The organism is Streptomyces sp. NBC_01089 (assembly GCF_045162975.1).
GTDB lineage: Bacteria > Actinomycetota > Actinomycetes > Streptomycetales > Streptomycetaceae > Streptomyces.
Genome location: NZ_CP108660.1, coordinates 6,118,007 through 6,139,660, shown reverse-complemented (window position 1 = coordinate 6,139,660; position 21,654 = coordinate 6,118,007). Strand labels below are relative to the sequence as shown.

Annotated in this window: 17 protein-coding genes and 1 other RNA gene; 14 read left to right on the top strand and 4 right to left on the bottom strand. The window is 68.9% G+C overall.

Going from position 1 to position 21,654, the window contains the following annotated elements; translation table 11 throughout:
* Nucleotides 1-201 precede the first annotated feature (201 nt).
* From OG510_RS27585 to OG510_RS27560, 6 genes are all read left to right on the top strand, one after another.
* On the top strand, nt 202-411 hold the full coding sequence (locus tag OG510_RS27585; RefSeq protein ID WP_406140352.1) for a hypothetical protein: 210 nt from the start codon (nt 202-204) through the stop codon (nt 409-411).
* A 162-nt stretch (nt 412-573) separates the two neighbouring features.
* Nucleotides 574-1,581: a DMT family transporter gene (locus tag OG510_RS27580; protein WP_406140351.1), complete on the top strand. Its 1,008-nt coding sequence runs from the start codon at nt 574-576 to the stop codon at nt 1,579-1,581.
* A gap of 35 nt (nt 1,582-1,616) precedes the next feature.
* Complete coding sequence (locus tag OG510_RS27575) at nt 1,617-2,804, top strand: M20/M25/M40 family metallo-hydrolase (RefSeq protein ID WP_406140349.1); 1,188 nt, start codon at nt 1,617-1,619, stop codon at nt 2,802-2,804.
* 226 nt (nt 2,805-3,030) lie between these two features.
* Nucleotides 3,031-3,309 (top strand): DUF3311 domain-containing protein, encoded by a 279-nt coding sequence (locus tag OG510_RS27570; protein ID WP_406140347.1) that lies wholly within the window; start codon nt 3,031-3,033, stop codon nt 3,307-3,309.
* Nucleotides 3,306-4,799 carry a sodium:solute symporter gene (locus tag OG510_RS27565; RefSeq protein ID WP_406140345.1) on the top strand — a complete coding sequence of 498 codons (1,494 nt, stop codon included), beginning with the start codon at nt 3,306-3,308 and terminating at the stop codon, nt 4,797-4,799. Before OG510_RS27570 ends, OG510_RS27565 begins: the two co-directional genes overlap by 4 nt.
* A 529-nt stretch (nt 4,800-5,328) precedes the next feature.
* A complete protein-coding gene (locus OG510_RS27560; protein ID WP_406140344.1) occupies nt 5,329-6,885 on the top strand; it encodes an APC family permease in 1,557 nt (518 codons plus the stop codon).
* On the opposite strand, the gene OG510_RS27555 is transcribed toward OG510_RS27560, so the two are convergent.
* The gene (locus tag OG510_RS27555) at nt 6,863-8,470 is read right to left on the bottom strand and encodes a PucR family transcriptional regulator (RefSeq protein ID WP_406140343.1); all 1,608 of its coding nucleotides are present in this window, start codon (nt 8,468-8,470) and stop codon (nt 6,863-6,865) included. The genes OG510_RS27560 and OG510_RS27555 overlap by 23 nt on opposite strands.
* 68 nt (nt 8,471-8,538) lie before the next feature.
* Here OG510_RS27555 and OG510_RS27550 point away from each other — a divergent pair, with 68 nt between their 5' ends.
* From OG510_RS27550 to hisD, 3 genes are all read left to right on the top strand, one after another.
* The gene (locus tag OG510_RS27550; RefSeq protein ID WP_406140342.1) at nt 8,539-10,017 is read left to right on the top strand and encodes a zinc-binding dehydrogenase; all 1,479 of its coding nucleotides are present in this window, start codon (nt 8,539-8,541) and stop codon (nt 10,015-10,017) included.
* A 137-nt stretch (nt 10,018-10,154) separates the two neighbouring features.
* Nucleotides 10,155-11,648, top strand: coding sequence for a CoA-acylating methylmalonate-semialdehyde dehydrogenase (locus OG510_RS27545; protein WP_406140341.1), 1,494 nt, complete (start codon nt 10,155-10,157; stop codon nt 11,646-11,648).
* 63 nt (nt 11,649-11,711) lie between these two features.
* Nucleotides 11,712-13,040, top strand: a complete 1,329-nt coding sequence (gene hisD, locus OG510_RS27540) for a histidinol dehydrogenase (RefSeq protein WP_406140340.1) — start codon at nt 11,712-11,714, stop codon at nt 13,038-13,040.
* Between the two features lie 2 nt (nt 13,041-13,042).
* Here the strand turns inward: hisD and OG510_RS27535 are convergent, their stop codons facing one another.
* Entirely contained in the window at nt 13,043-14,095 is a 1,053-nt protein-coding gene (locus OG510_RS27535; RefSeq protein WP_406140339.1) for a LacI family DNA-binding transcriptional regulator, read from the bottom strand.
* A gap of 293 nt (nt 14,096-14,388) precedes the next feature.
* Here OG510_RS27535 and OG510_RS27530 point away from each other — a divergent pair, with 293 nt between their 5' ends.
* The 3 genes from OG510_RS27530 to OG510_RS27520 are packed head-to-tail and all read left to right on the top strand — an operon-like array spanning nt 14,389 to nt 18,619.
* Nucleotides 14,389-15,963, top strand: coding sequence for a GMC family oxidoreductase (locus OG510_RS27530; protein ID WP_406140337.1), 1,575 nt, complete (start codon nt 14,389-14,391; stop codon nt 15,961-15,963).
* Between the two features lie 2 nt (nt 15,964-15,965).
* Nucleotides 15,966-17,762, top strand: coding sequence for a thiamine pyrophosphate-binding protein (locus tag OG510_RS27525; protein WP_406140335.1), 1,797 nt, complete (start codon nt 15,966-15,968; stop codon nt 17,760-17,762).
* Between the two features lie 20 nt (nt 17,763-17,782).
* Nucleotides 17,783-18,619, top strand: a complete 837-nt coding sequence (locus OG510_RS27520; protein WP_406140334.1) for a sugar phosphate isomerase/epimerase family protein — start codon at nt 17,783-17,785, stop codon at nt 18,617-18,619.
* A gap of 160 nt (nt 18,620-18,779) precedes the next feature.
* Here the strand turns inward: OG510_RS27520 and rnpB are convergent.
* Nucleotides 18,780-19,184: RNase P RNA component class A (gene rnpB, locus OG510_RS27515), an RNA gene on the bottom strand.
* A gap of 53 nt (nt 19,185-19,237) precedes the next feature.
* Nucleotides 19,238-19,807 carry a Uma2 family endonuclease gene (locus tag OG510_RS27510; protein ID WP_406142588.1) on the bottom strand — a complete coding sequence of 190 codons (570 nt, stop codon included), beginning with the start codon at nt 19,805-19,807 and terminating at the stop codon, nt 19,238-19,240.
* Between the two features lie 227 nt (nt 19,808-20,034).
* Between OG510_RS27510 and yaaA the strand changes: the two genes are divergently transcribed.
* Nucleotides 20,035-20,817 (top strand): peroxide stress protein YaaA, encoded by a 783-nt coding sequence (gene yaaA / locus OG510_RS27505; RefSeq protein ID WP_406140332.1) that lies wholly within the window; start codon nt 20,035-20,037, stop codon nt 20,815-20,817.
* Nucleotides 20,818-21,029: 212 nt separating this feature from the next.
* Nucleotides 21,030-21,647: a bifunctional 4-hydroxy-2-oxoglutarate aldolase/2-dehydro-3-deoxy-phosphogluconate aldolase gene (gene eda / locus OG510_RS27500; protein WP_406140330.1), complete on the top strand. Its 618-nt coding sequence runs from the start codon at nt 21,030-21,032 to the stop codon at nt 21,645-21,647.
* Nucleotides 21,648-21,654: the final 7 nt, after the last annotated feature.

Genomic DNA, 21,654 nt, shown 5'->3' with positions numbered 1-21,654 from the left:
CGGGCGGCCGGTCGTGACCTGCGGCGATGACGGCATGAGCGTGCCGGGTGCAGTAGCTGCCACCCGGAATCTCTACCCCCGCCGGGGCGGATCGGGAAATCTGTTCCTCACCGGGGCAGCGCGCCGGACCGGAGATCGACCGGTCGGCGCCCCCCGGGAGAACTTCCCGGAACACTCACCGCTCCCGATTGGGGTACCGCCATGTCTGCTGCCGCCCGCCGCATCGCCACCGCATCCGCCCTTGCCGCCCTCGCCCTCACCGGCCTCACCGCCGGTGCGGCCGCGGGAGCCGAGCGGCCCGCGTCCGGTCCCGTCGGGGTCACCAGCACGGTGGCCGCAGGCGACAGCACGGGCATCGGCTGGGACAGCGCCACGCCCCAGGCCGACAGGAGCAGCATCGGCTGGGACTGACCCCTCAGCACCGTCAGCACCATCAGCGCCCTCACCGCAGTCGGACACCGTCGGCACCGTCAGCGCCCCCAGCGCAGCCGGCACCGTCAGCGCCCTCCGCACAACCCACGTGTACGAAAACCGAGTTCAGAGAATGCGAACGCGTAACAGAGAGATGTTGTGATGCAGCAGTTGGAAACGCCCGTGGACCCGGTCAAGGCCGAGCAGGCCGTACCCCCCGATGAGCCCGCCCCGGCCGCGCCGCAGCCGCCGGCCGAGGGAGTCGGGGAGCGCTCGGCCCGCGCGGTGGTGTGGCTCGGCCCGGTCCTCGCGACCCTCGCCACGCTCATCTGGTCGGGGAACTTCGTCATCGCCCGGGCCCTGCACGAGGACGTCGCTCCCGTACAGACCGCATTCTGGCGGTGGATCATCGCGATGCTGGCCGTGCTGCCCTTCGCCGCGAAGGCGGTCTGGCAGCAACGCCACCTGATCCGCACCCACTTGAAGTATCTGAGCGCGGCGGCGCTGCTCGGTGTCACCCTGTTCAACACCCTGATCTACCAGGCAGGACGCTCCACCAGCGCCACCAACCTCGCACTGATCGCCGCCGCTTCACCCGTGCTGATCGTGCTGTTCGGCATGATCGGCCGCGGCGGCGAGAAGGTCACGGGGCGGCGCGCCATCGGCATGGTGGTGGCGCTCGTCGGTGTGGTCGCGCTGGTCTCGAAGGGGTCGTTGTCGGTCCTGCTGCACCTGGACTTCGCCGTGGGCGACCTGTGGATGCTGGCCGCGACGGCCACCTTCGCCGGCTACACCGCACTGCTGCGCCGCAGGCCGGAGGGGATCTCCGGTATCTCGTTCCTGTTCACGACCTTCCTGCTGGGTACGGTCCTGCTGGCCCCCGCCTATGCCGTGAGCCTGGCCGTACAGGGCGGCTTCACCCCGTCGGGCGGCACGGTCGGCGCCCTGCTCTACATCGGTGTCGCCTCGTCGGCCATCGCGTACTTCACCTGGAACAAGGCCATCGACCTGATCGGCGCGGCGCGGGCCGGAATCATCTACTACCTCCAGCCCGTCTTCGTCGCGGTCGTCTCCTATCTCGCCCTGGGCGAGGCCACCAGCGCGATGCAGGTCGTCTGTATGGCGCTGATCATCACCGGCATCGCACTCGGTGCCGGCAAGAAGAACTGAACCACCACTCCCGACTCACGAGGACAACACGCACCATGGACACCGCACACGTACCCGGCATCAACGCGCAGCGCCTGCTCACCGATCTCACCCACCTCTCCCAGATCGGCGCGGGACCCGACGGCGCCGTCCACCGCATCGCGGGGAACAAGGCCGACTGGGCGGGCCGTGACTGGATCGACAAGACCATGCGGGTCGCGGGGCTGCACTCGTACTACGACGACACCGGCAATGTCTTCGCCCGCAGGAAAGCCACCGAAGGCCCCTGGCTGCTGATCGGCTCGCACGCCGACACCGTGCCGGGCGGCGGCCATCTGGACGGGGCGTACGGGGTGATCGCGGCCATGGAGGTGCTGCGTACGCTGCACGAGAGCGGCCATCCCATGGCCGACCATGTGGAGACCGTCGCCTGGTTCGACGAGGAGGGTGTGACACCGGAGTCGAACGGCGGCCTGGTCGGTTCGACCGCGCTGACCCGGGATCCGCACGCCGACGAGCTGGTCGGCTATCTGGAACTCCATGTGGAACAGGGCCCGCGCATGGAGGCGTCCGGTCTCGAACTGTCCCCCGTCACCGGCATCGTGGGCGTACGGCGCTACACCCTGACCGTCCGCGGCCAGGAGAATCACGCCGGCACCACGCCGTTCCATCTGCGGGCCGACGCGGGGCGGGTCGCCTCCCGGATGGCTGCGGCCCTGCGGGACATCTGCACCGAGGCGGACCCGTTCTCGATCGGCAACGCGGGCGTCATCGAGTTCGGCCCCGGCGCGGCGAACGTCGTGCCCGGCACGGCGCGCACCGAGATCGAGATCCGGGCCGGGCAGGAGAGCACCCTCGACCTCATCGAGGCGGAGCTGCGGGACCGGCTGGCGCAGGTGGCCGTGGAGGAGTCCTGCACCGCGGCGCTGGACCGTACGTCCGCCAAGCCCGCAGCACAGTTCGACAAGCGGCTGGTGGACACGGTGGACGACGTCTGCCGGAGCCGGACGGAGGCGTGTGAGGCGCTGCTGTCCTACGCGGGCCACGACGCGAGCGTCATCAGCACCCGGCTGCCGACCGCGATGCTGTTCGTCCCCTCCACGGGAGGTTTCTCCCACTCCAACCGGGAGCACACCCCCGACAAGCAGCTGGTCCTGGGCACGCAGGCGCTGCTGGACGCGGTGGTACGGACGAGCGCGCTGCTGCTGAACACCCTGGGCGACGACGTCATCCTGGCCGCCTGATCCCTCCGCCGGCGGGTATGCGTACGGGCGGGGCCCGCACCGGGCCGCCGCCCGCCAAACCCCCTCCCACCAGGGCGAGTTCAACGGAATGTTGATTTGGGCGCGGTCACTCCGGAGCCTTGACAGGGATCCCGTACCGGCAGCTACGCTCATGCCGGAAATTCGATTCCGCATAGTGGAATAACACGTGGAACAACACCGCTCACCACTACCCCGGGACGTCCCCATGCCCCCTGCGCCCAAGCCCCGTCCGGCGGGCCGCGCCCTGCTCCCCCTCCTCGCGACGGTTCCCTTCATCGGGATCCTCGGCGGAATCTGGTTCGCCGACCGCGTCAAGCCCTACGTCCTCGGGATGCCCTTCATCCTGTTCTGGATCGTGCTGTGGGTGGCCCTGATCTCGGTGGTCATGGCTGTGATCTACCAGCTCGACCCCCGCAACCACGAGCAACGCGACGACGCCCCCCACACCCACGACCCCCGCACCCACCAGGAGGACCCGGCATGACCGCTCTCGTCGTCATCCTGGGCTTCCTCCTGGTCGCGATCTGCCTCGGCCTGCAGGCCCGCCGCGGCAAGGACATGGACCTGGAGGAGTGGTCGGTCGGCGGCCGCAGCTTCGGAACGAGCTTCGTCTTCCTGCTGCTGGCCGGCGAGATCTACACCACCTTCACCTTCCTCGGCGCCTCAGGCTGGGCGTACGGCAAGGGCGGCCCGGCCCTCTACATCCTCTGCTACGGCGCACTGGCGTACGTGATGTCGTACTGGCTGCTGCCGTCGATCTGGCGGTACGCCAAGGAGCACCGCCTGGTCTCCCAGTCCGACTTCTTCGCCAAGAAGTTCGACAGCCCGCTGCTCGGCGCGCTGGTCGCCCTGGTGGGCGTCGTGGCGATGGTGCCGTACCTGGTCCTCCAGCTGACCGGCATGGGGATCATCGTCTCCGAAGCCTCGTACGGCCATATCTCCAAGACGCTCGCGGTGATCATCGGTACGGTCGCCCTGACCGTGTACGTGACCATCTCCGGTATCCACGGCTCGGCCTGGACCGCGGTGCTCAAGGACGTCCTGATCCTCTCGGTGGTCCTGTTCCTCGGGATCTATCTGCCGCTGCACTACGCGGGCGGGGCCGGGCACATGTTCCGCACCATCGACACCGCGCACCCGGGCTTCCTGACCCTCCAGCACAGCGGGCTCAGCCCGTCCTGGTTCGTCTCGACGGTCCTGCTCTCCACGCTGGGCTTCTATATGTGGCCGCACTCGTTCAGCGCCTCCTACAGCGCCCAGAACGAGCGGGTGTTCCGCCGGAACGCCATCTTCATGCCGCTCTACCAACTCGTCCTGCTCTTCGTGTTCCTGGCCGGATTCGCCGCACTGATCGCGGTTCCCGGCCTCAAGGGGGCGGACGCCGACCTGTCCATGCTGCGGATCACGGTCAAGTCCTTCGACCCGTGGTTCGTGGGGGTCGTCGGCGGCGCGGGTGTGCTCACCGCACTGGTCCCCGGCTCGCTGCTCCTGCTGACCTCGGCGACCTGCCTGGCGAAGAACATCTACAAGCTCGCCCGGCCGGCGACGACGGACCAGTCGGTGGGCCGGCTGGCCAAGCTGCTGGTGCCCGTACTGGCCCTGATCGCACTGTTCTTCACCTTCAACGGCGGCAGCAGCATCGTGAATCTGATGCTCATGGGGTACGCCCTGGTGACGCAGCTCTTCCCGGCGCTGCTGGTCAGCCTGGGACCGCTGGGACGGCGCAGGCTGGTCAGCAAACAGGGCGCGGCCGCGGGCATCGTCGTGGGTGTCCTGATCGTCGGCGCGGTGACCGTCAGCGGAGCCACCGTCGGCAGCCTGCTGCCGGGGCTGCCGCAGGCGGTCAAGGACCTCAACGTCGGCGTCGTCGCCCTGGTGGCCAACACACTCGTGATGTTCGCGGTCTCGGCGGTCTCCCGTACGGCGACGAGCGGAGCCGCCACCGAAACGGCTGCTGAGGTCAGTGTCATCTGACGGCCCAGCCACCGCATACCGGTTCGAAGGTGCCCCATCATGCTGCGCATGGTGGGGCTTCTCGATGCGCCGAGGGCTCCGGCCGAGGCAGCATCACGCGGGGGCGGCCCGCGTACGCGCGATGCCGAGCATCCATGTCTTGTGCCTGCTGTGCGATCGATTGCCCACTGTTCGGCACTTCCCGGACTGTGCAGCACGGAGCATATCGCTGCACAGAGTGTGTCTTTCAATGCCCGGTCACGTTGGCGCATTCTACTATTCATCGCGAATTCAGAGTTGCCGATCGACGGACAGCTACAGGCCCCCGAATACTGCGCGCCGCCACTCCGAGAAGTCCGACGAGCAGTCACCGAGTTCCCCCTTCTTCACGGAGGGCGACACCCCCGCACTCGTCGCCGGTGCACCGGATATCGTGCCCGACCGACCACGTTTCACTACTGTCGACCGGTATCGGCGGGGCCATACCCCCCTTACGTGGCTCGCGCGAGTGCATGACCGGCTCGTCCGAGTGCGGCTCAGAAAGGACACCATGAGCGCCGAAAGCACCGGAGTCCGCTCTCGAAGCGGAAAACCTGCCGAAGCCGACAAAGTCAGCCTTTCCGTGCCACCTGAAAAACCTGTTGGAAACCTGCGCGGCACCATGGGCACGCTTCAGCTCGCTCTGACCGTGCTCGCCATGTCGGCGCCCATCGGGAACGTAACCGGCGTACTACCGCTCGGAATCACCCGCGGTAACGGGATCGGCACGCCAGTGATCTATGCGTTCGTCGGCGTGATCTTTCTGCTGTTCGCCGTCGGATTCACCACGATGACTCGCAACTTGCCGAAGCCCGGCGCCTTCTACACCTACATAACCGCGGGGCTCTCCCGAACACTCGGCCTCGGCACGGGACTACTCGCCGCCTTCACTTATCTGGTCTTCATGATCGGCAGCTACGCGTTCTTCGGGGTTTCCATCGAGAACGTACTCAGTTCCTTCGGTGCGCCGAGTACGCCCTGGTGGCTTTGGTCCGCCATCTGTTGCGTCATCATCACCGCGCTCGGGCACTTCAATGTCGAGCTTTCCGGCAAGGTCCTTTCGGTCTTCATGGTCGCGGAAGTCGTGCTGGTGATGCTGTTCAACGCGCCCGTTCTCTTCACAGGTGGCCCGCAGGGCTACCAGGTTGAGTCCTTCCAGCCGGCGCATGTGTTCCAGGGGGACCTCGGCGTCGCCACTCTCTTCGCGATCACGTGCTTTCTCGGGTTCGAGTCCTCCGCGATCTACCGCGACGAGGTCAAGCGGCCCGAGCGGACCATACCGCGCGCAACCTATCTCGCGATCTCCGGTCTCGCAGGGTTCTACGTCCTCACTTCCTGGGCGATTGTGACCTTCTGGGGGCCGAGTCATGTGGCCGCGGCTGGTTCGGCGAACCCTACGACTCTGTTCAGTGAGGGGTTCCGCCACTACATGGGTGACACCTTCACTCAGATCATGATCGTCATGGTCGTCACCAGTGTTTTCGCCGGTGCGCTGTCGACCCACAATTCACTGTCTCGGTATCTCTATTCGCTCGGCCGTGACCGTATCCTGCCTGCCTTCCTCGGTAAGGCCCACGGTCGGCACGGCTCCCCGTCGAATGCATCCGCTTTCGCCACCGGAGCAGCGGTGATCTGCATGCTCCCGTTCCTTCTCAGCGGGCTCGATGCCGTTGCGATGTACTCGTCCATGTTCGCGCTCGGAACGTTCGCCCTGCTTATCCTGTTCACGCTGACCACGGTCTCGGTACTGCGCTACTTCCGGATCATCGAGCACGCGGAGAGGGTCTGGAACACCTTGGTCGCACCGGTCCTCGCACTCGCCGGACTCGTACTCCTTCTCACGCTGACTTCGGTCTACTACTCGATGTCGATCGGCGCGCCGCAATGGCTCGCTTACGGACAGCAGTTGCTCCTGGTCGCCGTGGTGACCGTCGGCGTCCTGATCGCCCTGCGGTGGCGCAGGACCCGCCCCGGTGTCTACGCGAGCATCGGCGGCGGCTCCGGGAAGCACCACGATGCGAGAAGGGCGGCCGAGCCGTCGCCCCTCACCACGACCGGCCCTCACTAGCAGCACCCGGACGGTGCGGGCCCATCAGGTCGAGGGCGCGGAGCGCCAGGGAAAGGCCGCCTCGCACCTCGGGGTCGTCGACGGACCTGCCGAGCAGCGCGTTGAGACGCTCGATACGGTAGTAGAGCGTGCGGCGCTGGATGAACAAGGTCTCCGCGGCCCGCGTCTTGTTGCCGTCGGCGGCGAGGTATGCCTCCAGCGTCGGCAGCAGCGCGTTCGTCTCGGTCGCATCGTGCCGCAGGAGCGGCCCGAGCTCGACATCCACATATCGGTGCAGCTCAGGCCCATCGGCCAGGGCGACGAGCAGGCGCAGGACGCCCAGCCGGTCGAAGTGGAGCGTGGTGGGTTTCTCCCTGGTGACCGCAACCGACGCCGCGGTGCGGGCCTGCCGTGCCGCGTCCACGAGGCGCTCGGCGGGACCGCTGCGGCTCACCCCCGCTCTGGCGCCCTGGGCGTCGAGCTGTTCGGTGAGCTGCTGCCCTGACACCTGGTTGGTCAGTCCGACCACGGCCAGCACCCGGTCGCCCGTGTCGGCCAGGACGGCCGGCAGTTTCATGCTCTTCAACACCGGCTCCAGCACCGGCTTGGCGGAGTGGTCGTCACCGGGCTCCTTGCAGACGACCACCACGACAAGCGGCCGGTCGCGCAGGTCACGGCCCACCTTGAGCGCCCGGTCGACGAACTGCTCGCCGGTGATGTCGCCCAGCAGCAGCCGGTTGATCAGTGAACTCTGCCGGTGGGAGGCGCGCGCGCCGCTCTCCCGGTCGCCGAGCAGGGCGATGGCGATCGTGTCAGCGGCGCGGTCGAGGGCGTATGCCTGCGCCCCCGAGAGGGCCGCCTTTCCGTTGAAGACGTGGATCCAGCCCCACGCCTCGCCGCGCAGGACGATCATGCGGCGCGTACAGCCCGGCTCCTCGTGCGACTGAACCACCGTTGACCTGCTGTGCTCGCTGGGAGCCCCGGTCCGGTGGGCCATCCTGGCGTGCAGCCCCCAGTTCTTCATCAGCAGATCGGTGTCGGCCGTACCCCCGGCGTACGCCACGACCTGGTGATCGGTGTCCTCCAGCACCACAGGGGAGCCCACGTGATGGGCAAGCGTCTCGGCGAAGGACACATGACTGCGACTGGCCAGAAGCAGCTGGATGAAGTCGGCGTTGAGCCGCTCGAAGGCGAGGAGGTCGGCGTTCCTCTCGTCGGAGATCAGCTCATGCACCTGCGCGGACACCTCGACGAACGGCAGCTCGTCCTCCAGTCCGATCAAGGGGAGGCCCAACTGCCGGGCCTCGTCCACCAGAGCCGACGGCATCGTGGTGAACGCCCTCCCACCCAGTTCCACGACCAGTGCGGCGGCGTTCGCCGCGCTGACCTCCTGGACGTAACGCCGCTGCTCACCCGGCGTCCGGCCGACCCCTAGCCCGGCCGTCAGCAGCAACTCGCCACCCGTCAGGAAACGGGCGATGTCGGGGATCTCGACAGGATGGACCCAGCGGATGGTCCGGTCCAGATTCTCCTCACCCGCATACACGCGGACCTCGGTCCGGCTGAAGACCTCCAGTTGGAGTGCGGCTGCTACGGACAGAGCCATGACGGAACCTCTTCGGAACAAGTAGGAACTTCACGCGGGTGTTCTGGTGGCGCTGCGAGGGTGCGCCGATGCAACTGGCCGGGGGCCGTCGTACGCGGGACGCCCGGGGCCACGGTCGGGGGCAGGTCCCCATGGTGCCCTGTACGACGGGCCCTGAAATTGCACGAACGATGCAGTGTTCAGCGACATCCTTGCACAGTCTGTGTCTGCCTTACGGGTGGCCCTCCCCTGCATGCTGGTGGACGCCACAGCATCAGTCGCGTACCGCAGGCAGCGAGCGCGAAGGGGCAGGGCCCCCGGCGGCCGGGGGCGGGAGCCGCACCCCCGCCCCGCGAGCGCGTCGGCAGCCGGCCAGGTGCCCGCTCTCCCTCAGCGCGAGGCACCAGGACCTCGCCGGGCCCACCGCGCCAGGACGTTCCATCTGTACTTGGAGGACCACCATGAGAGCCGCCGTCGTTTCGCGCCCGTCCGGACCATTCCGCATCGCAGACCTGCGGATGCCCCGGCCCGGGCCGGGAGAGATCCTCGTGCGCGTCGCCGCCTGCGGTGTCTGCCATACCGATCTGCACGTCCACGACGGCTCGGTGGCCTTCCCCTTCCCCGCGGTTCTGGGGCATGAGATATCCGGAAGGGTGGTCGAAACGGGTGCCGGTGTGGACCATCTCGGCCCCGGCCAGAGCATCGTCGGCGCTTTCATCATGCCGTGCGGCTCCTGCGCGATGTGTGCTTCGGGCCGGGAGGAACTGTGCGAGCCGTTCTTCGCGCACAACCGGCTGAACGGCACCCTCTACGACGGGAGGACCAGGCTCTTCGACGCCAACGGCGATCCGGTGTGGATGTACTCGATGGCAGGTCTGGCCGAGTACGCCGTCATGCCCGCGCTCGGTGCGGCACCGATCCCCTCGGGCGGCCATCTCAAGGACTCCGCGATCCTCGGCTGCGCCTTCCTGACCGCCTACGGCGCGCTGGTCCATGTCGGTGAGCTGCGTGAGAGCGACTCCGTGGTCATCGTGGGCGCCGGGGGTGTCGGCCTCAGCGCCGTAGCCGTGGCCAAGGCCCTGGGAGCCGGTCGTATCGTGGCCGTCGACGTCGCCGACGACCGGCTGGGGACCGCATCGCGCCTGGGGGCGACCGACACGGTCAATGCCTCAGCCACCGACCCGGTCCAGGCAGTCCGCGACATCACCGGTGGAGGAGCCCGCCTCGTGGTGGAAGCCATCGGGCGGCCGGACACCTTCCGGCAGGCCACAGAGATGGCAGCCGACGGCGGCCGGTGCGTGATGATCGGCATCGCACCGGCCGGCCGCACGGCCGAGGTCGAGATCACCCGGCTCGTACGTCGCAAGATCCAGGTCTGCGGGTCCTTCGGCGGACGCCCCCGGCAGGACCTGGCACACCTGGGCCGGCTCGTCGCCGACCGGCGCCTCGACCCCGGAGCCCTGATCAGCCGGCGCTTCCCGCTGGACCGGGCCGACCATGCCTACCGGCTTCTCAGCGAAGGAAAGATCGTCGGCCGCGCTCTCATCGAGATCGACCACGACGCCTGACACCTCGTATCGCCGAGTTCATCAGCAGCGCCACCCCGCCCCACGTGGACGCGGCACGAGCCGCCTGCCCGGCCCGCCTCTCCCTCCTGCGGCCTCTCCCCATCAGCGATTCCGACGACAGCAGAATGGATCAGCCCATGGCAATCACGCTGCACCACTGGCGCAACGGTACGGCCTTCGAAGGCGTCGGTGACCGGTACTCCGATGTCACCAACCCGGCGACCGGAGAGGTCACCGCTCGCCTGGCACTGGCTGCCCAGAGCGACGTGAATGCCGTCGTGGAAGCAGCAGTTGCGGCTTCCCCCGCATGGCGCGACACATCGCTGGCAGCGCGGACCCGTATTCTGTTCCGCTTCCGCGAGCTACTGAACGCCCGCAAGCCCGAACTCGCCGAGATCATCACCTCCGAGCACGGCAAGGTGCTCTCCGACGCACTCGGCGAAGTCAGCCGGGGCCAGGAGGTGGTCGAGTTCGCCTGCGGTATGCCCCACCTGCTGAAGGGCGGTTTCACCGAGAACGCATCGACCAGGGTCGACGTCCACTCCGTGCGACAGCCTCTCGGCGTGGTCGGCATCGTCTCGCCGTTCAACTTCCCGGCCATGGTGCCCCTGTGGTTCTTCCCCCTGGCCATCGCGGCGGGCAACACCGTCGTCCTCAAGCCGAGCGAGAGGGTTCCCACCGCCGCGCTGTGGCTGGCCGAGCTGTGGAAGGAAGCGGGACTTCCCGACGGTGTCTTCAACGTACTCAACGGGGACAAGTCAGCCGTCGACGGCCTGCTAACCCACCCGGACGTGGAGTCCGTGTCCTTCGTGGGGTCCACGCCGATCGCGCGGTACGTGTACGAGACGGCCGCCGCACACGGTAAGCGCGTCCAGGCGCTCGGCGGGGCCAAGAACCACATGGTCGTACTGCCCGACGCCGACCTCGATCTCGCCGCTGACCAGGCCGTCAACGGCGGGTACGGCTCCGCGGGTGAGAGGTGCATGGCCATCTCGGCTGTGGTCGCTGTCGGCAGCATCGCCGATGAACTCGTCGACAGGATCAAGGCGCGCACGCTCCGGCTGCGCACGGGCGACGGCACCCGCGGCTGCGACATGGGCCCCCTGGTGACCGCGCAGGCACAGCAGCGGGTGTCCGGCTATGTGGACGCCGGTGAAAAGGCCGGCGCCGTGCTCGTGGTCGACGGGCGCGAGGTGCGTGCGGACGCCGACGGGGCAGGCTTCTTCGTCGGCCCCACTCTCTTCGACCACGTCGGCACCGACATGAGCGTCTACACCGACGAGATCTTCGGGCCGGTCCTTTCCGTCGTCCGCGTGGACAGCTACGACGAAGCCGTCCAGCTGATCAACCGCAACGCGTACGGCAACGGAACCGCGATCTTCACCAACGACGGTGGTGCGGCCCGGCAGTTCGCCAACGAGATCAGGGTCGGCATGGTCGGCGTGAACGTCCCGGTCCCCGTCCCCATGGCCTACTACTCCTTCGGCGGCTGGAAGCACTCCCTGTTCGGTGACAGCCACGCCCACGGCACCGAGGGCATCCAGTTCTTCACCCGCGGCAAGGTCATCACCACCCGATGGCTCGACCCCAGCCACGGCGGGATCAACCTCGGATTCCCCGAGAACGCCTGACCGCCGCGCCTCCTCGGGCCGAACAGTCCCACTCCCCTTCCCTCTTCCTCAAGGAGACCAGCCGTGCCCGTTGTCCTGAAGTCCGCCGCCGCCAAGAGCGGTGCGCGCAGCAGCCGTCCGGAGGTCGTCGACACCGTCGCCGAGGTCATAGCCGACGTGCGGGCCGACGGCGACGACGCCGTCCGCCGGTACTCGGCGAAGTTCGACTCCTGGGACCGGCCGTCCTACCGGCTCGGCGCGCGGGAGATCACATCCATCGTCTCGTCGGTCCCCACCAGCGTGCTCGATGATCTGCGCTTCGTGCAGCAGCAGGTGCAGAACTTCGCGCAGGCACAGCGCGACTCCGTACACGATTTCGAGATCGAGACCCTGCCGGGCGTGTTCCTGGGACAGCGCAACGTCCCGGTCTCGGCGGCCGGTGCCTATGTGCCGGGCGGCCGTTACCCGCTTACCGCTTCCGCGCACATGACCATCGTCACCGCGAAGGTCGCGGGCGTCGAGCGGGTGGCCGCCACCACCCCTCCGAACGAGGGTGCCCCGCCGCCTGTCAGCGTCGCCGCCATGCACATGGCGGGCGCGGAGGAGATCTACGTACTCGGCGGAGTGCAGGCGGTTGCCGCCCTCGCCCTGGGCACCGAGACCATCGCCCCGGTCCATATGCTGGCCGGCCCCGGTAACGCCTATGTGGCCGAGGCCAAGCGGCAGTTGTACGGCGAGGTGGGCATCGACCTGTTCGCCGGGCCCACCGAGGTGCTCATCGTCGCCGACGCGACCGCCGACCCGTTCACGGTCGCCGTGGACCTGCTCAGCCAGGCCGAGCACGGACCGGACTCCCCGGCGGTCCTGATCACCACCTCCCGGGAGGTCGGACGGCGCACGATCGAGTTCATCGACGAACTGCTGCCCGCCATGCCGACCGGGAGGGTCGCCGGTGCGGCCTGGCGCGACCACGGCGAGGTCGTGGTGGTGGACGGCCAGGACGAAGCCTTCGCCCTGGCCGACACCTACGCGAGCGAGCATGTGCAGATCTTCACCGCCGAACCGCGGGACGCACTGACCGGTATGCGGGACTACGGGGCCCTCTTCCTCGGTCAGGACACCTGCGTTCCCTACGGTGACAAGGTCATCGGGACCAACCACGTCCTTCCGACCATGGGCGCCGCCCGGTACACCGGCGGCTTGTGGGTGGGCAAGTACCTCAAGACCGTGACCTACCAGGAGGTCCGGGACAAGGCCAGCAGTGCGCTGCTGGGCGAGATCTGCGGACGGGCCTCCCGCCTGGAGAACTTCGAGGGCCATGCCCGCTCCGGCGACCTGCGCGCGGCCCGGCACGGCGGAGCGAGCCTGTCGTGGAGCGATCACGACGTGCGCTTCGGCGGATCCGGCAAGTGAGGTCAGCCGTGCCCCGGCCGGGCGGTCGTCGCCCGTACGACCAGTTCTGTCGGCAGCAGGATCTCCTTCGGCTCGGCGCCGGCGATCACATCGAGCAGCAGCTGGGTGGCGCGGCGCCCCTTTTCGACCAACGGCTGGCGCACGGTGGTCAGTTGAGCACCGGCCGCACCGGGAAGGTCGTCGAACCCGATCACCGAGAGATCCTCCGGAACGCGCAGGCCGCGGCTGCCGGCGGCACGCATCGCCGCGAGTGCCAGGACGTCGGTACCGGCCAGCACGGCCGTGAGGGGGCCGGTCTCCAGCAGGGTCTCGGCAGCGGCCAGCGAAGCGGTCTCGTGGAAGCCTCCCGCCTCGATCACGGTGGCCTCCTCCCACGGCAGGCCGGCCGCGCGGAAGGCGGCAGCGTAGCCCGCCAGCCGTTCCTTCATCACCCGGTCGCGTGCCGCGCGCTGCCGGGCGGGAGCGACAGGACCGCTGTAGCCGTCGGGCACCAGCCTGTCGACCAGGACGCCGACGGAACGGTGGCCGAGGGCCAGCAGGTGAGCGGCGGCCGACCGGGCGGCCGCCCGGTCCTCGATGCCCACCCAGGGAAGCCCTCCGGGGTTGGGACCGTCGATCACCACCACCGGCAACCGCCTGCGCAGCACCGTCTCCACCGCGGGATGCCCATCGGGCAGGGCGTAGGCGAGGAAGCCGTCGACGAGCCCCCGCAGCAACACGCCGGAACTCCGGGTCAGCCGTTCCGACTCCAGCGGACACGGCAGCAGGGTGAGCGCGGTCTCGGACACCTCACCGACCTCGGCGATTCCCCGCAGCAGCGCGGCCGTGGCCGGATCGTCGAAGGCATAGGGCAGCGAGTCCGTGACCATCAGGCCGAGCGCCCCGACCTGTCCGGTGCGCAGCGTACGGCCGACCGAGTGCGGACCGGCGTATCCGAGTTCATCGGCGATCTGCAGGATGCGTTCGCGCTGCGGTGCGGACAGCTTCTCCGGCCGGCTGAACGCGTAGGAGATGGCCGCCTGGGAGACACCCGCCGCCCGTGCTACATCACGCATGGTGACCACTGGCGTCTGCTTCCCCTCGTCGGCGTGGTTCGCCGCCAACCCTACCCAGCGTGCTTCCGGGCGGGGCGCGCCACCTTCACACCTGTTGACAGCCGAGGTCACGGTGTTAGCCTCGCGGCGGTTAATCGAATAACTAAATCCTCGGCCCCTGCCTCGCCGCCCTTGCGGACCGTGACGGGTGCCGCACACCCCGGGGCGGGCGGACGAGCGGTCCGCGTACTCCCCGACACCCCGTGGCGGATGTTCCGCACGCACCCCTCCAGCTCCAGCCAGGGACGAACCCCATGAACGGAAAACCAGCTCTGCCCAACGACGGCCCCACCAGGTCGCACTACGACTTCGTGATCGTCGGCTCCGGCATGGGCGGCGCCACGATGGCCTATGCCCTCAAGGACGTCGGTGCCAGTGTGCTTCTCGTCGAACGCGGTGATTTCCTGCCGCAGGAGAAGCAGAACTGGGACGCCGGAGCCATCTTCCGCCGCCACCGCTACCAGAACGCGGAGCAGTGGTACGACGCGAGCGGCAAGGCCTTCACGCCCGGCAACTACTACTACGTCGGCGGCAACACCAAGCTCTACGGCTCCTCGCTCGTACGGTTCCGCCGCGAGGACTTCCGGGCGACGGAGCACGAGGCCGGCACCTCGCCCGAGTGGCCGTTCCCGTACGAAGTCCTGCAGCCGTACTACCTGCGTGCCGAGACGCTCTTCCGTGTGCACGGGGACCAGTCGGACGACCCCACCCTGGACCGGTCCGAGCCCTTCCCCCATCCGGCGATCGGACACGAGCCGCCGGTCCAGGAGGCCGCCGACGCCCTGACCCGGATGGGGCTCACCCCGTCGAGCATCCCGCTCGGCCTGGACCTGCGGGAAGGCGGATCCTGTATCCGCTGTGCCTTCTGCGACGGTTTCCCCTGCCGGGTCCTGGCCAAGTCCGACGCCGACGTCTGCTGTGTCCGGCCCGCCCTGGCCTCCGGTTCGGTCGAGCTGGTCACCAACGCCCGGGTCGCCCGGGTGCTCACCAACGACGCCGGCAGCAAGGCAACCGGAGTGGAGCTCATCCACAACGGAGCGCCCGTCAGTATCGGCGCCGACACCGTGGTCGTCTCCTGCGGTGCCGTCAACTCCGCGGCCCTCCTGCTGCGCTCGGCGAGCCCGCAGCACCCGGACGGGCTCGGCAACTCCTCCGGCACGGTCGGCCGCCACTACATGGTGCACAACAACTCCGTGATGGTCGGCGTCCACCCGACCCGCAAGAACACCGCGGAGTTCCAGAAGACCCTGTACTTCAACGACTTCTACACCAAGGGCACTGCGGACCACCCCTACCCGCTGGGGCACGTCCAGCTCATCGGCAAGCTCCAGGCGGACATGATGGCCGGCCAGCGCCCCGCCATCCCCGCCTGGGCACTCCGCTACGCCGCCCACCGCAGCATCGACTGGTGGCTGTTCACCGAGGACCTGCCCGACTCCGACAACCGCGTCACCCTGACCCCTGCCGGGGACATCCAGATCAGCTGGAGGCCCAACAACGTCCGTGCGCACGAGGTCCTCGTCCGGGAGACCAAGAAGATCCTGCGCGGAATGGGTTACCCCCTGGTGTTCAGCCAGCGGACCGGCATCGAGGTCAACTCCCACCAGGCGGGCACCGTACGGGCCGGCACCGACCCCGCGACCTCCGCGCTGGACGCGAACTGCCGCTCGCACGACGTCGACAACCTGTACGTCGTCGACTCGTCCTTCTTTCCGTCGCTGCCGGTGATGAACCCGGCGCTGACCATCGCCGCGAACGCCCTGCGCGTCGCGGACCACCTCACCGGCGGCTCCCCCGCCGCCCCCGTCCAGCACACGAACAAGAGGTAGCTATGCCCAGGCTCACCGGCGGCCAGATCGTCGTCGACTTCCTGATCCGCGAAGGAGTGGAGAAGGTCTTCGCCGTCCCGGGACACGGCAACACCGCCCTTGTCGACGCCTTCGTCGACCGCAAGGACGAGATCGAAGTCATCCCGGCCATGCACGAGCAGGGCGCCGCCCACATGGCCGACGGCTATTACCGCGCGACCGGCAGGGTGGCAGCCTGCTGTACGTCCATCGGCCCCGGTGCGACCAACACACTCACCGGTCTGACCACGGCCTTCGCCGACTCCCAGCCCTTCCTCCTGATCACCGGCGCGGTGCACACGTACATGGAGAACCACGGGGTACTGCAGGAGATCGACCGGCCGCACGGGAACAACTTCCCGCGCATGGCCGAGCCCGTCGTCAAGCGCTGGTGGCAGCCGAGCCGGGTCGACCAGCTCCCCACCGTCCTGGCCCAGGCCTTCAACACCATGTACGAGGGGCGCCGCGGCCCCGTCCTTCTCGACATTCCGCAGGATCTCCAGGCCGAGTACGGCGAGTACGAGCCGGAGGAGACCTACCGTCGGCGCGCGCACGGCCGCCCCGGCGGCGACCCCGAGCGCATCGCCGAGGCCGCCAGGCTGCTGGCCGGCGCCCGGCGCCCGGTCATCCTGGCCGGCGGTGGCGTCATCGCCTCCGAGGCCGGCGCCGAACTGCTGGCCGTCGCCGAACGCCTCGGCGCGCCCGTGACCCACTCCTTCATGGGCAAGGGCGCTTTCCCCGCCGACCACGACCTGTACGCCTGGCCCTGCGGTGACATGGGCTCCATCCCCGGCAACGGCGTCACCCGCTCCGCGGATGTCATCCTCGCGGTCGGCTGCCGTTTCAGCGACCGCATCACCTCCTCCTACAAGCCGGGCGTCACCTTCAGCATCCCCGGCACCAAGCTCGTCCAGATCGACATCGACGGCTTCGAGATCGGGCGGAACTACCCCGCCGAGGTCGGTGTCGTCGGCGATGCCAAGGCGAGCCTGGGGGCCCTGCTGGGCGAGCTGAACGCGCTCGGCGACGCCCCGGACTGGCGCTCGTCCGAGTATTTCGCCGAGTTGCAGGACCTCAAGGCGCAGTGGGAGGAACACCTGCGCCCGATGCGGGCCACCGACCACCTGCCGATGACCAACTCCCGTGCCATGGTGGAGATCCGCCAGGCCCTGCCCCGAGAGGGCATCCTGGTCACCGACTCCAGCAATCCGGCCAATCAGGCTTTCAACGAGTTCCCCGTCTACGGGCCCCGTACCAACATCGTCGCCGGCGGCATGTCGGGGATCGGTTTCGGCCTGCCGGCCGCCATCGGCGCCCAGGCCGCCGTCGATGACCGGCCGGTCCTGGCGATGGTGGGTGACGGCAGTTTCCTGCAGACCGGCACGGAACTGGCCACCGCGGTCATGCTCGGCCTTCCGCTGGTCGTGGTCGTCCTGAACAACGGCGGCTGGGAGGCGATCAAGGACCTCCAGATCAGTCTCTTCGGCGAGGAACGCCAGATCGTCAGCGGCTGGACCACCAAGGACGGCAAGCCGTACTTCGCCGACATCACCGCGTTCGCCCGCTCGCTGGGCTGCACGGCCGAACGCATCGAGGACCCCGCAGAACTCGCGGACGCCGTCCGCCGCGCCTTCGCCACTCCGGGTCCGGTGGTCATCGAGGCCATGAGCGCGCACGAACTGCCCTGGACCGAGATGCACCCGACCGGCTGGTGGGACATCACCGTTCCCGCCTACCACGGCCCTACCCGTGACGAGTACGTCGTCCAGCGCGGTTTCTGACCGAAGGGAAGGTACACACCATGGGCAACATCGAACTCGGCCTCAACCTGGAGTTCGCCCGCTTCGAGAACGGCTCCTTCGACTGGGCCATGGACCAGGCCGCGGCCATCGGCTACAAGTACGTCGAGCCGATGGTCCACTGGGGCCGTGAACTGCTCAGCGCGGCCGGCTACTTCCACAGTCTCTCGATGCTCGATGACCCGCTGCGCCTGAAGCACGCCGCGGAGCGCCGGGGGCTGAGCATCTCCTCGCTGTCCAGCCACGCGCCGCTGGCCAAGCCTGAGATCAGCGTCGAGTACCTGCGGCAGTCCATCCGCTACGCCGCCGAGTGCGGCGCCCCCATGATCATGATCGACGACGGGCCGCTGCCGTCCTGGACCACCGAAGAGGAGAACTACACCCTCATGCGGTACACGCTCCAGGAGGCAGCCCTGGTGGCGGAGGCCAGGGGCATCGCCATCGCGATCGAGACGCACGGCGAGTACACCGCCACACCTGAGCGGCTCGACCGCCTCATGGGACTCATCGACAGCCCGGCGCTGACCATCAATCTCGACACCGGCAACAGCTACCTGAGCGGCAACGACCCGCACGAGTGGCTGGAGGACATCGTCGGCCGCGTCACCCACCTGCACGCCAAGGACATATCGCACGAGGACGCCGCCCGCTACCGGGGCAAGGTGCGCGGCATGCTCGGCTGCGCCTGCGGCGAAGGCGTCATCGACTGGGACCGCATCGTCGCCACACTCGCCCGTGCCGATCACGAGTTGGTGCTCTCCGTGGAGTGCGCGTCCCTGGACGCGGCCACCAGGAGCTACCAGCACCTGTCCGAACTCATCGACAGGCACACCTCCTGAGGAACGCCGCAACCGGAGCAGGCTCTCTTACGGGCAAGCTCGTACGGGAAGCGGAGGAGATCACACGGTGCGCCGATGGCCTGGAACGGGCCGGAATCGTCGTCGGGCTGTTGTGGTCGCGCCGAGCGCGGTCACAACTCCCGGCACGAGGCGGTGACGGCAGACGAGCCGGCCTGTACGCCGGGTTCTGTCACCCGGAAACCTCGCGGTCGCCGGGGAGACGGCCATCCATCTACGACCGGCATTGCTGCCGGCCTCCTGCGGTCTACCCGCGAACTCGGGCGAGCAGCCCTCGAACGTCCGCGCAAGGCCGTCCTGCGACGGCCTCTCTTGACCTTGCTCCAGGTGGGGTTTACCTAGCCGCCTGAGTCACCTCAGGCGCTGGTGGTCTCTTACACCACCGTTTCACCCTTACCGGGGGCCTTGCGGACCCCGGCGGTCTGTTTTCTGTGGCACTGTCCCGCGGGTCACCCCGGGTGGCCGTTAGCCACCACCTTGCTCTGTGGAGCCCGGACGTTCCTCGGGAAGATCCAAAAGACCTTCACGCGGCCGTCCGGCCGACTCGTCTGCCGTACCGGCCATGCTACCCGGCGGACCGGGGCAGGCCGGACCCGGACGTCAGACGAAGTCGCCGGTCTCCAGCTCGAAGGCGAAGGGATCCGGGAGCGCCAGCGGCTTGCCGAACGGGATGGTGCAGCGCTGCCGGTAGTCGGCGCCCTCAGGGTCGCTGAACAGCGTCACCGAGGACTCTTCACGGTCGACGAGAAGGTAGAGAGGGATCGTGCCGCGTGCGTAGCAGCGACGCTTGGCCTCCCTGTCTGCCTGCGGCTTGCTGGAGGTGACCTCGACCACCAGGGCCACACCATCACAGGGCATCCACGGCTCGGCACCCCGGAAAAGCCTCTGGTCCATCGGGGCAAAGGTGCCGTCGGGGATGGCATGGTTCTTGGGGCAGCCACCACCGCTCCTCAGCTTCAGCCCCTTGTTCCCGGCGAACTGCATGGCCAGCCGTGAGCACCTGGCAATCTGATCCACGATCAGACCAATGTAATCCTCATGATCCCCGTCCGGCGGCGGCGTCACGACAATCTCCCCCTCGATCAGCTCCGCGCGGAAGCCCTCCGGCGTCTCCAGCGCCAGGAAGCCCTCCAGCAGGACCTCTGCCTGCGTGAGCGGGTCATGCGGCATGGCAGTCATGTCACGCCCCTTCCTCGGTCGCTCGCCAGACTGGGACATCGGTGGCTCCACCGTCCGTGAGATGGGAGATCTTCGCTCGATCGTGGCACACGTCGGCTCCGGCGGAGGGCTGTCGGCGGTTCCTGTCGTGGAAGCGTCGGAGGTGGTGGGCGGCCGGGGCCGTGCTGGTCGTCCGTCTACCCTGGCAGTCGCTGTCGTACGTACGAAGGAGACCTGCTGTGCTCGTGCTCTTGCCGCCGTCCGAGGGAAAGGCCGCAAGCGGCTCAGGCGCCCCGCTGAAGCCGGAGTCGCTGTCGCTGCCCGGACTGGCCGGGGCGCGGGCCACCGTGCTGGACGAGCTCGTCGAGCTGTGCTCCGCCGACGAGGAGAAGGCGCGCGAGGTCCTCGGGCTGAGTGAGGGGCTGCGCGGCGAGGTCGCCAAGAACGCCGGTCTGCGGACCGCGGGCGCCCGGCCCGCCGGGCAGATCTACACCGGGGTGCTGTACGACGCGCTCGGCCTCGCCTCGCTGGAAGCGGCGGCGCTGCGGCGGGCCGAAAAGTCGCTGATGGTCTTCTCCGGGCTGTGGGGGGCGGTGCGGATCGGCGACCGGATCCCTTCGTACCGCTGCTCGATGGGGGTGAAACTGCCGGGACTCGGGGCGCTGGGCCCGTACTGGCGCGGCCCGATGGCCGAGGTCATGCCGGAGGCCGCGGGCGACGGTCTGGTACTCGATCTCCGGTCCGCCGCGTACACCTCGGCGTGGAAGCCGAAGGGCGAGGTCGCCGACCGTACGGCTTCGGTGCGGGTGCTCCATGCCCCGACCCGGAAGGTGGTCAGCCACTTCAACAAGGCGACGAAGGGGCGGATCGTACGCGACCTGCTCGTCACCGGGGCGGTTCCGGCCGGGCCCGACGAGCTGGTGGAGGTGCTGCGCGAGCTGGGGTACGAGGTGGAGACCCCGGCGGCGGTCAAGCCGGGGAAGCCCCGGGAGCTGGATGTGCTGGTGGACGAGATCCACTGAGCCGCCGGTCCGGTCGAGCCGGTCAGGCCCGTCATGCCCGTCGGCCGGTCAGGCCCGTTGGCCGGGAGGGCAGGGAGGCGCTCGGCCGTCAGGCGCTCAGCCGGGAGCGCACTGCCGGGCCGGGCCCGCTGGGCCTCGCACCGGATCGTCATGCGTTGCACAGGGTGCAACGCACGTTGCGCAGGGCGTGTGTGCCGGGGCAGGATGCCGGTATGACTTCCGTGCTTGACCTCGCTCCCGTCGTTCCAGTTGTCGTCATCGACGATGCCGCCGATGCCGTGCCGCTGGCGCGGGCCCTGGTCTCGGGCGGGCTGCCCGCGATCGAGGTCACGCTGCGGACGCCCGCCGCGCTCGACGCGATCCGCGCCATCGCCGCCGAGGTGCCGGAGGCCGTGGTCGGCGCGGGCACGGTGATCTCCCCGGACGGGGTCGCGCAGGCGGTGGCCGCCGGGTCCCGGTTCCTGGTCAGCCCCGGCTGGTCGGACCGGCTGCTCGGTGCGATGACCGACTCCGGTGTGCCGTTCCTGCCGGGTGTCTCCACGACCTCCGAGGTCGTACAGCTGCTGGAGCGCGGCATCACCGGGATGAAGTTCTTCCCCGCGGAGGCCGCGGGCGGCACGGCCTACCTCAAGTCTCTGGGCGGGCCGCTCCCGCAGGCCAGGTTCTGCCCCACGGGCGGTATCTCGCTGGCCTCGGCACCCGCGTATCTGGCGCTGCCGAACGTGGCGTGCGTCGGCGGTACGTGGATGCTGCCGGCCGACGCGGTGGCGGCGCGGGACTGGGACCGGGTGGAGCTGCTGGCCCGCGGCGCCGCCGCGTTGCGCGGCTGAGAGTCCG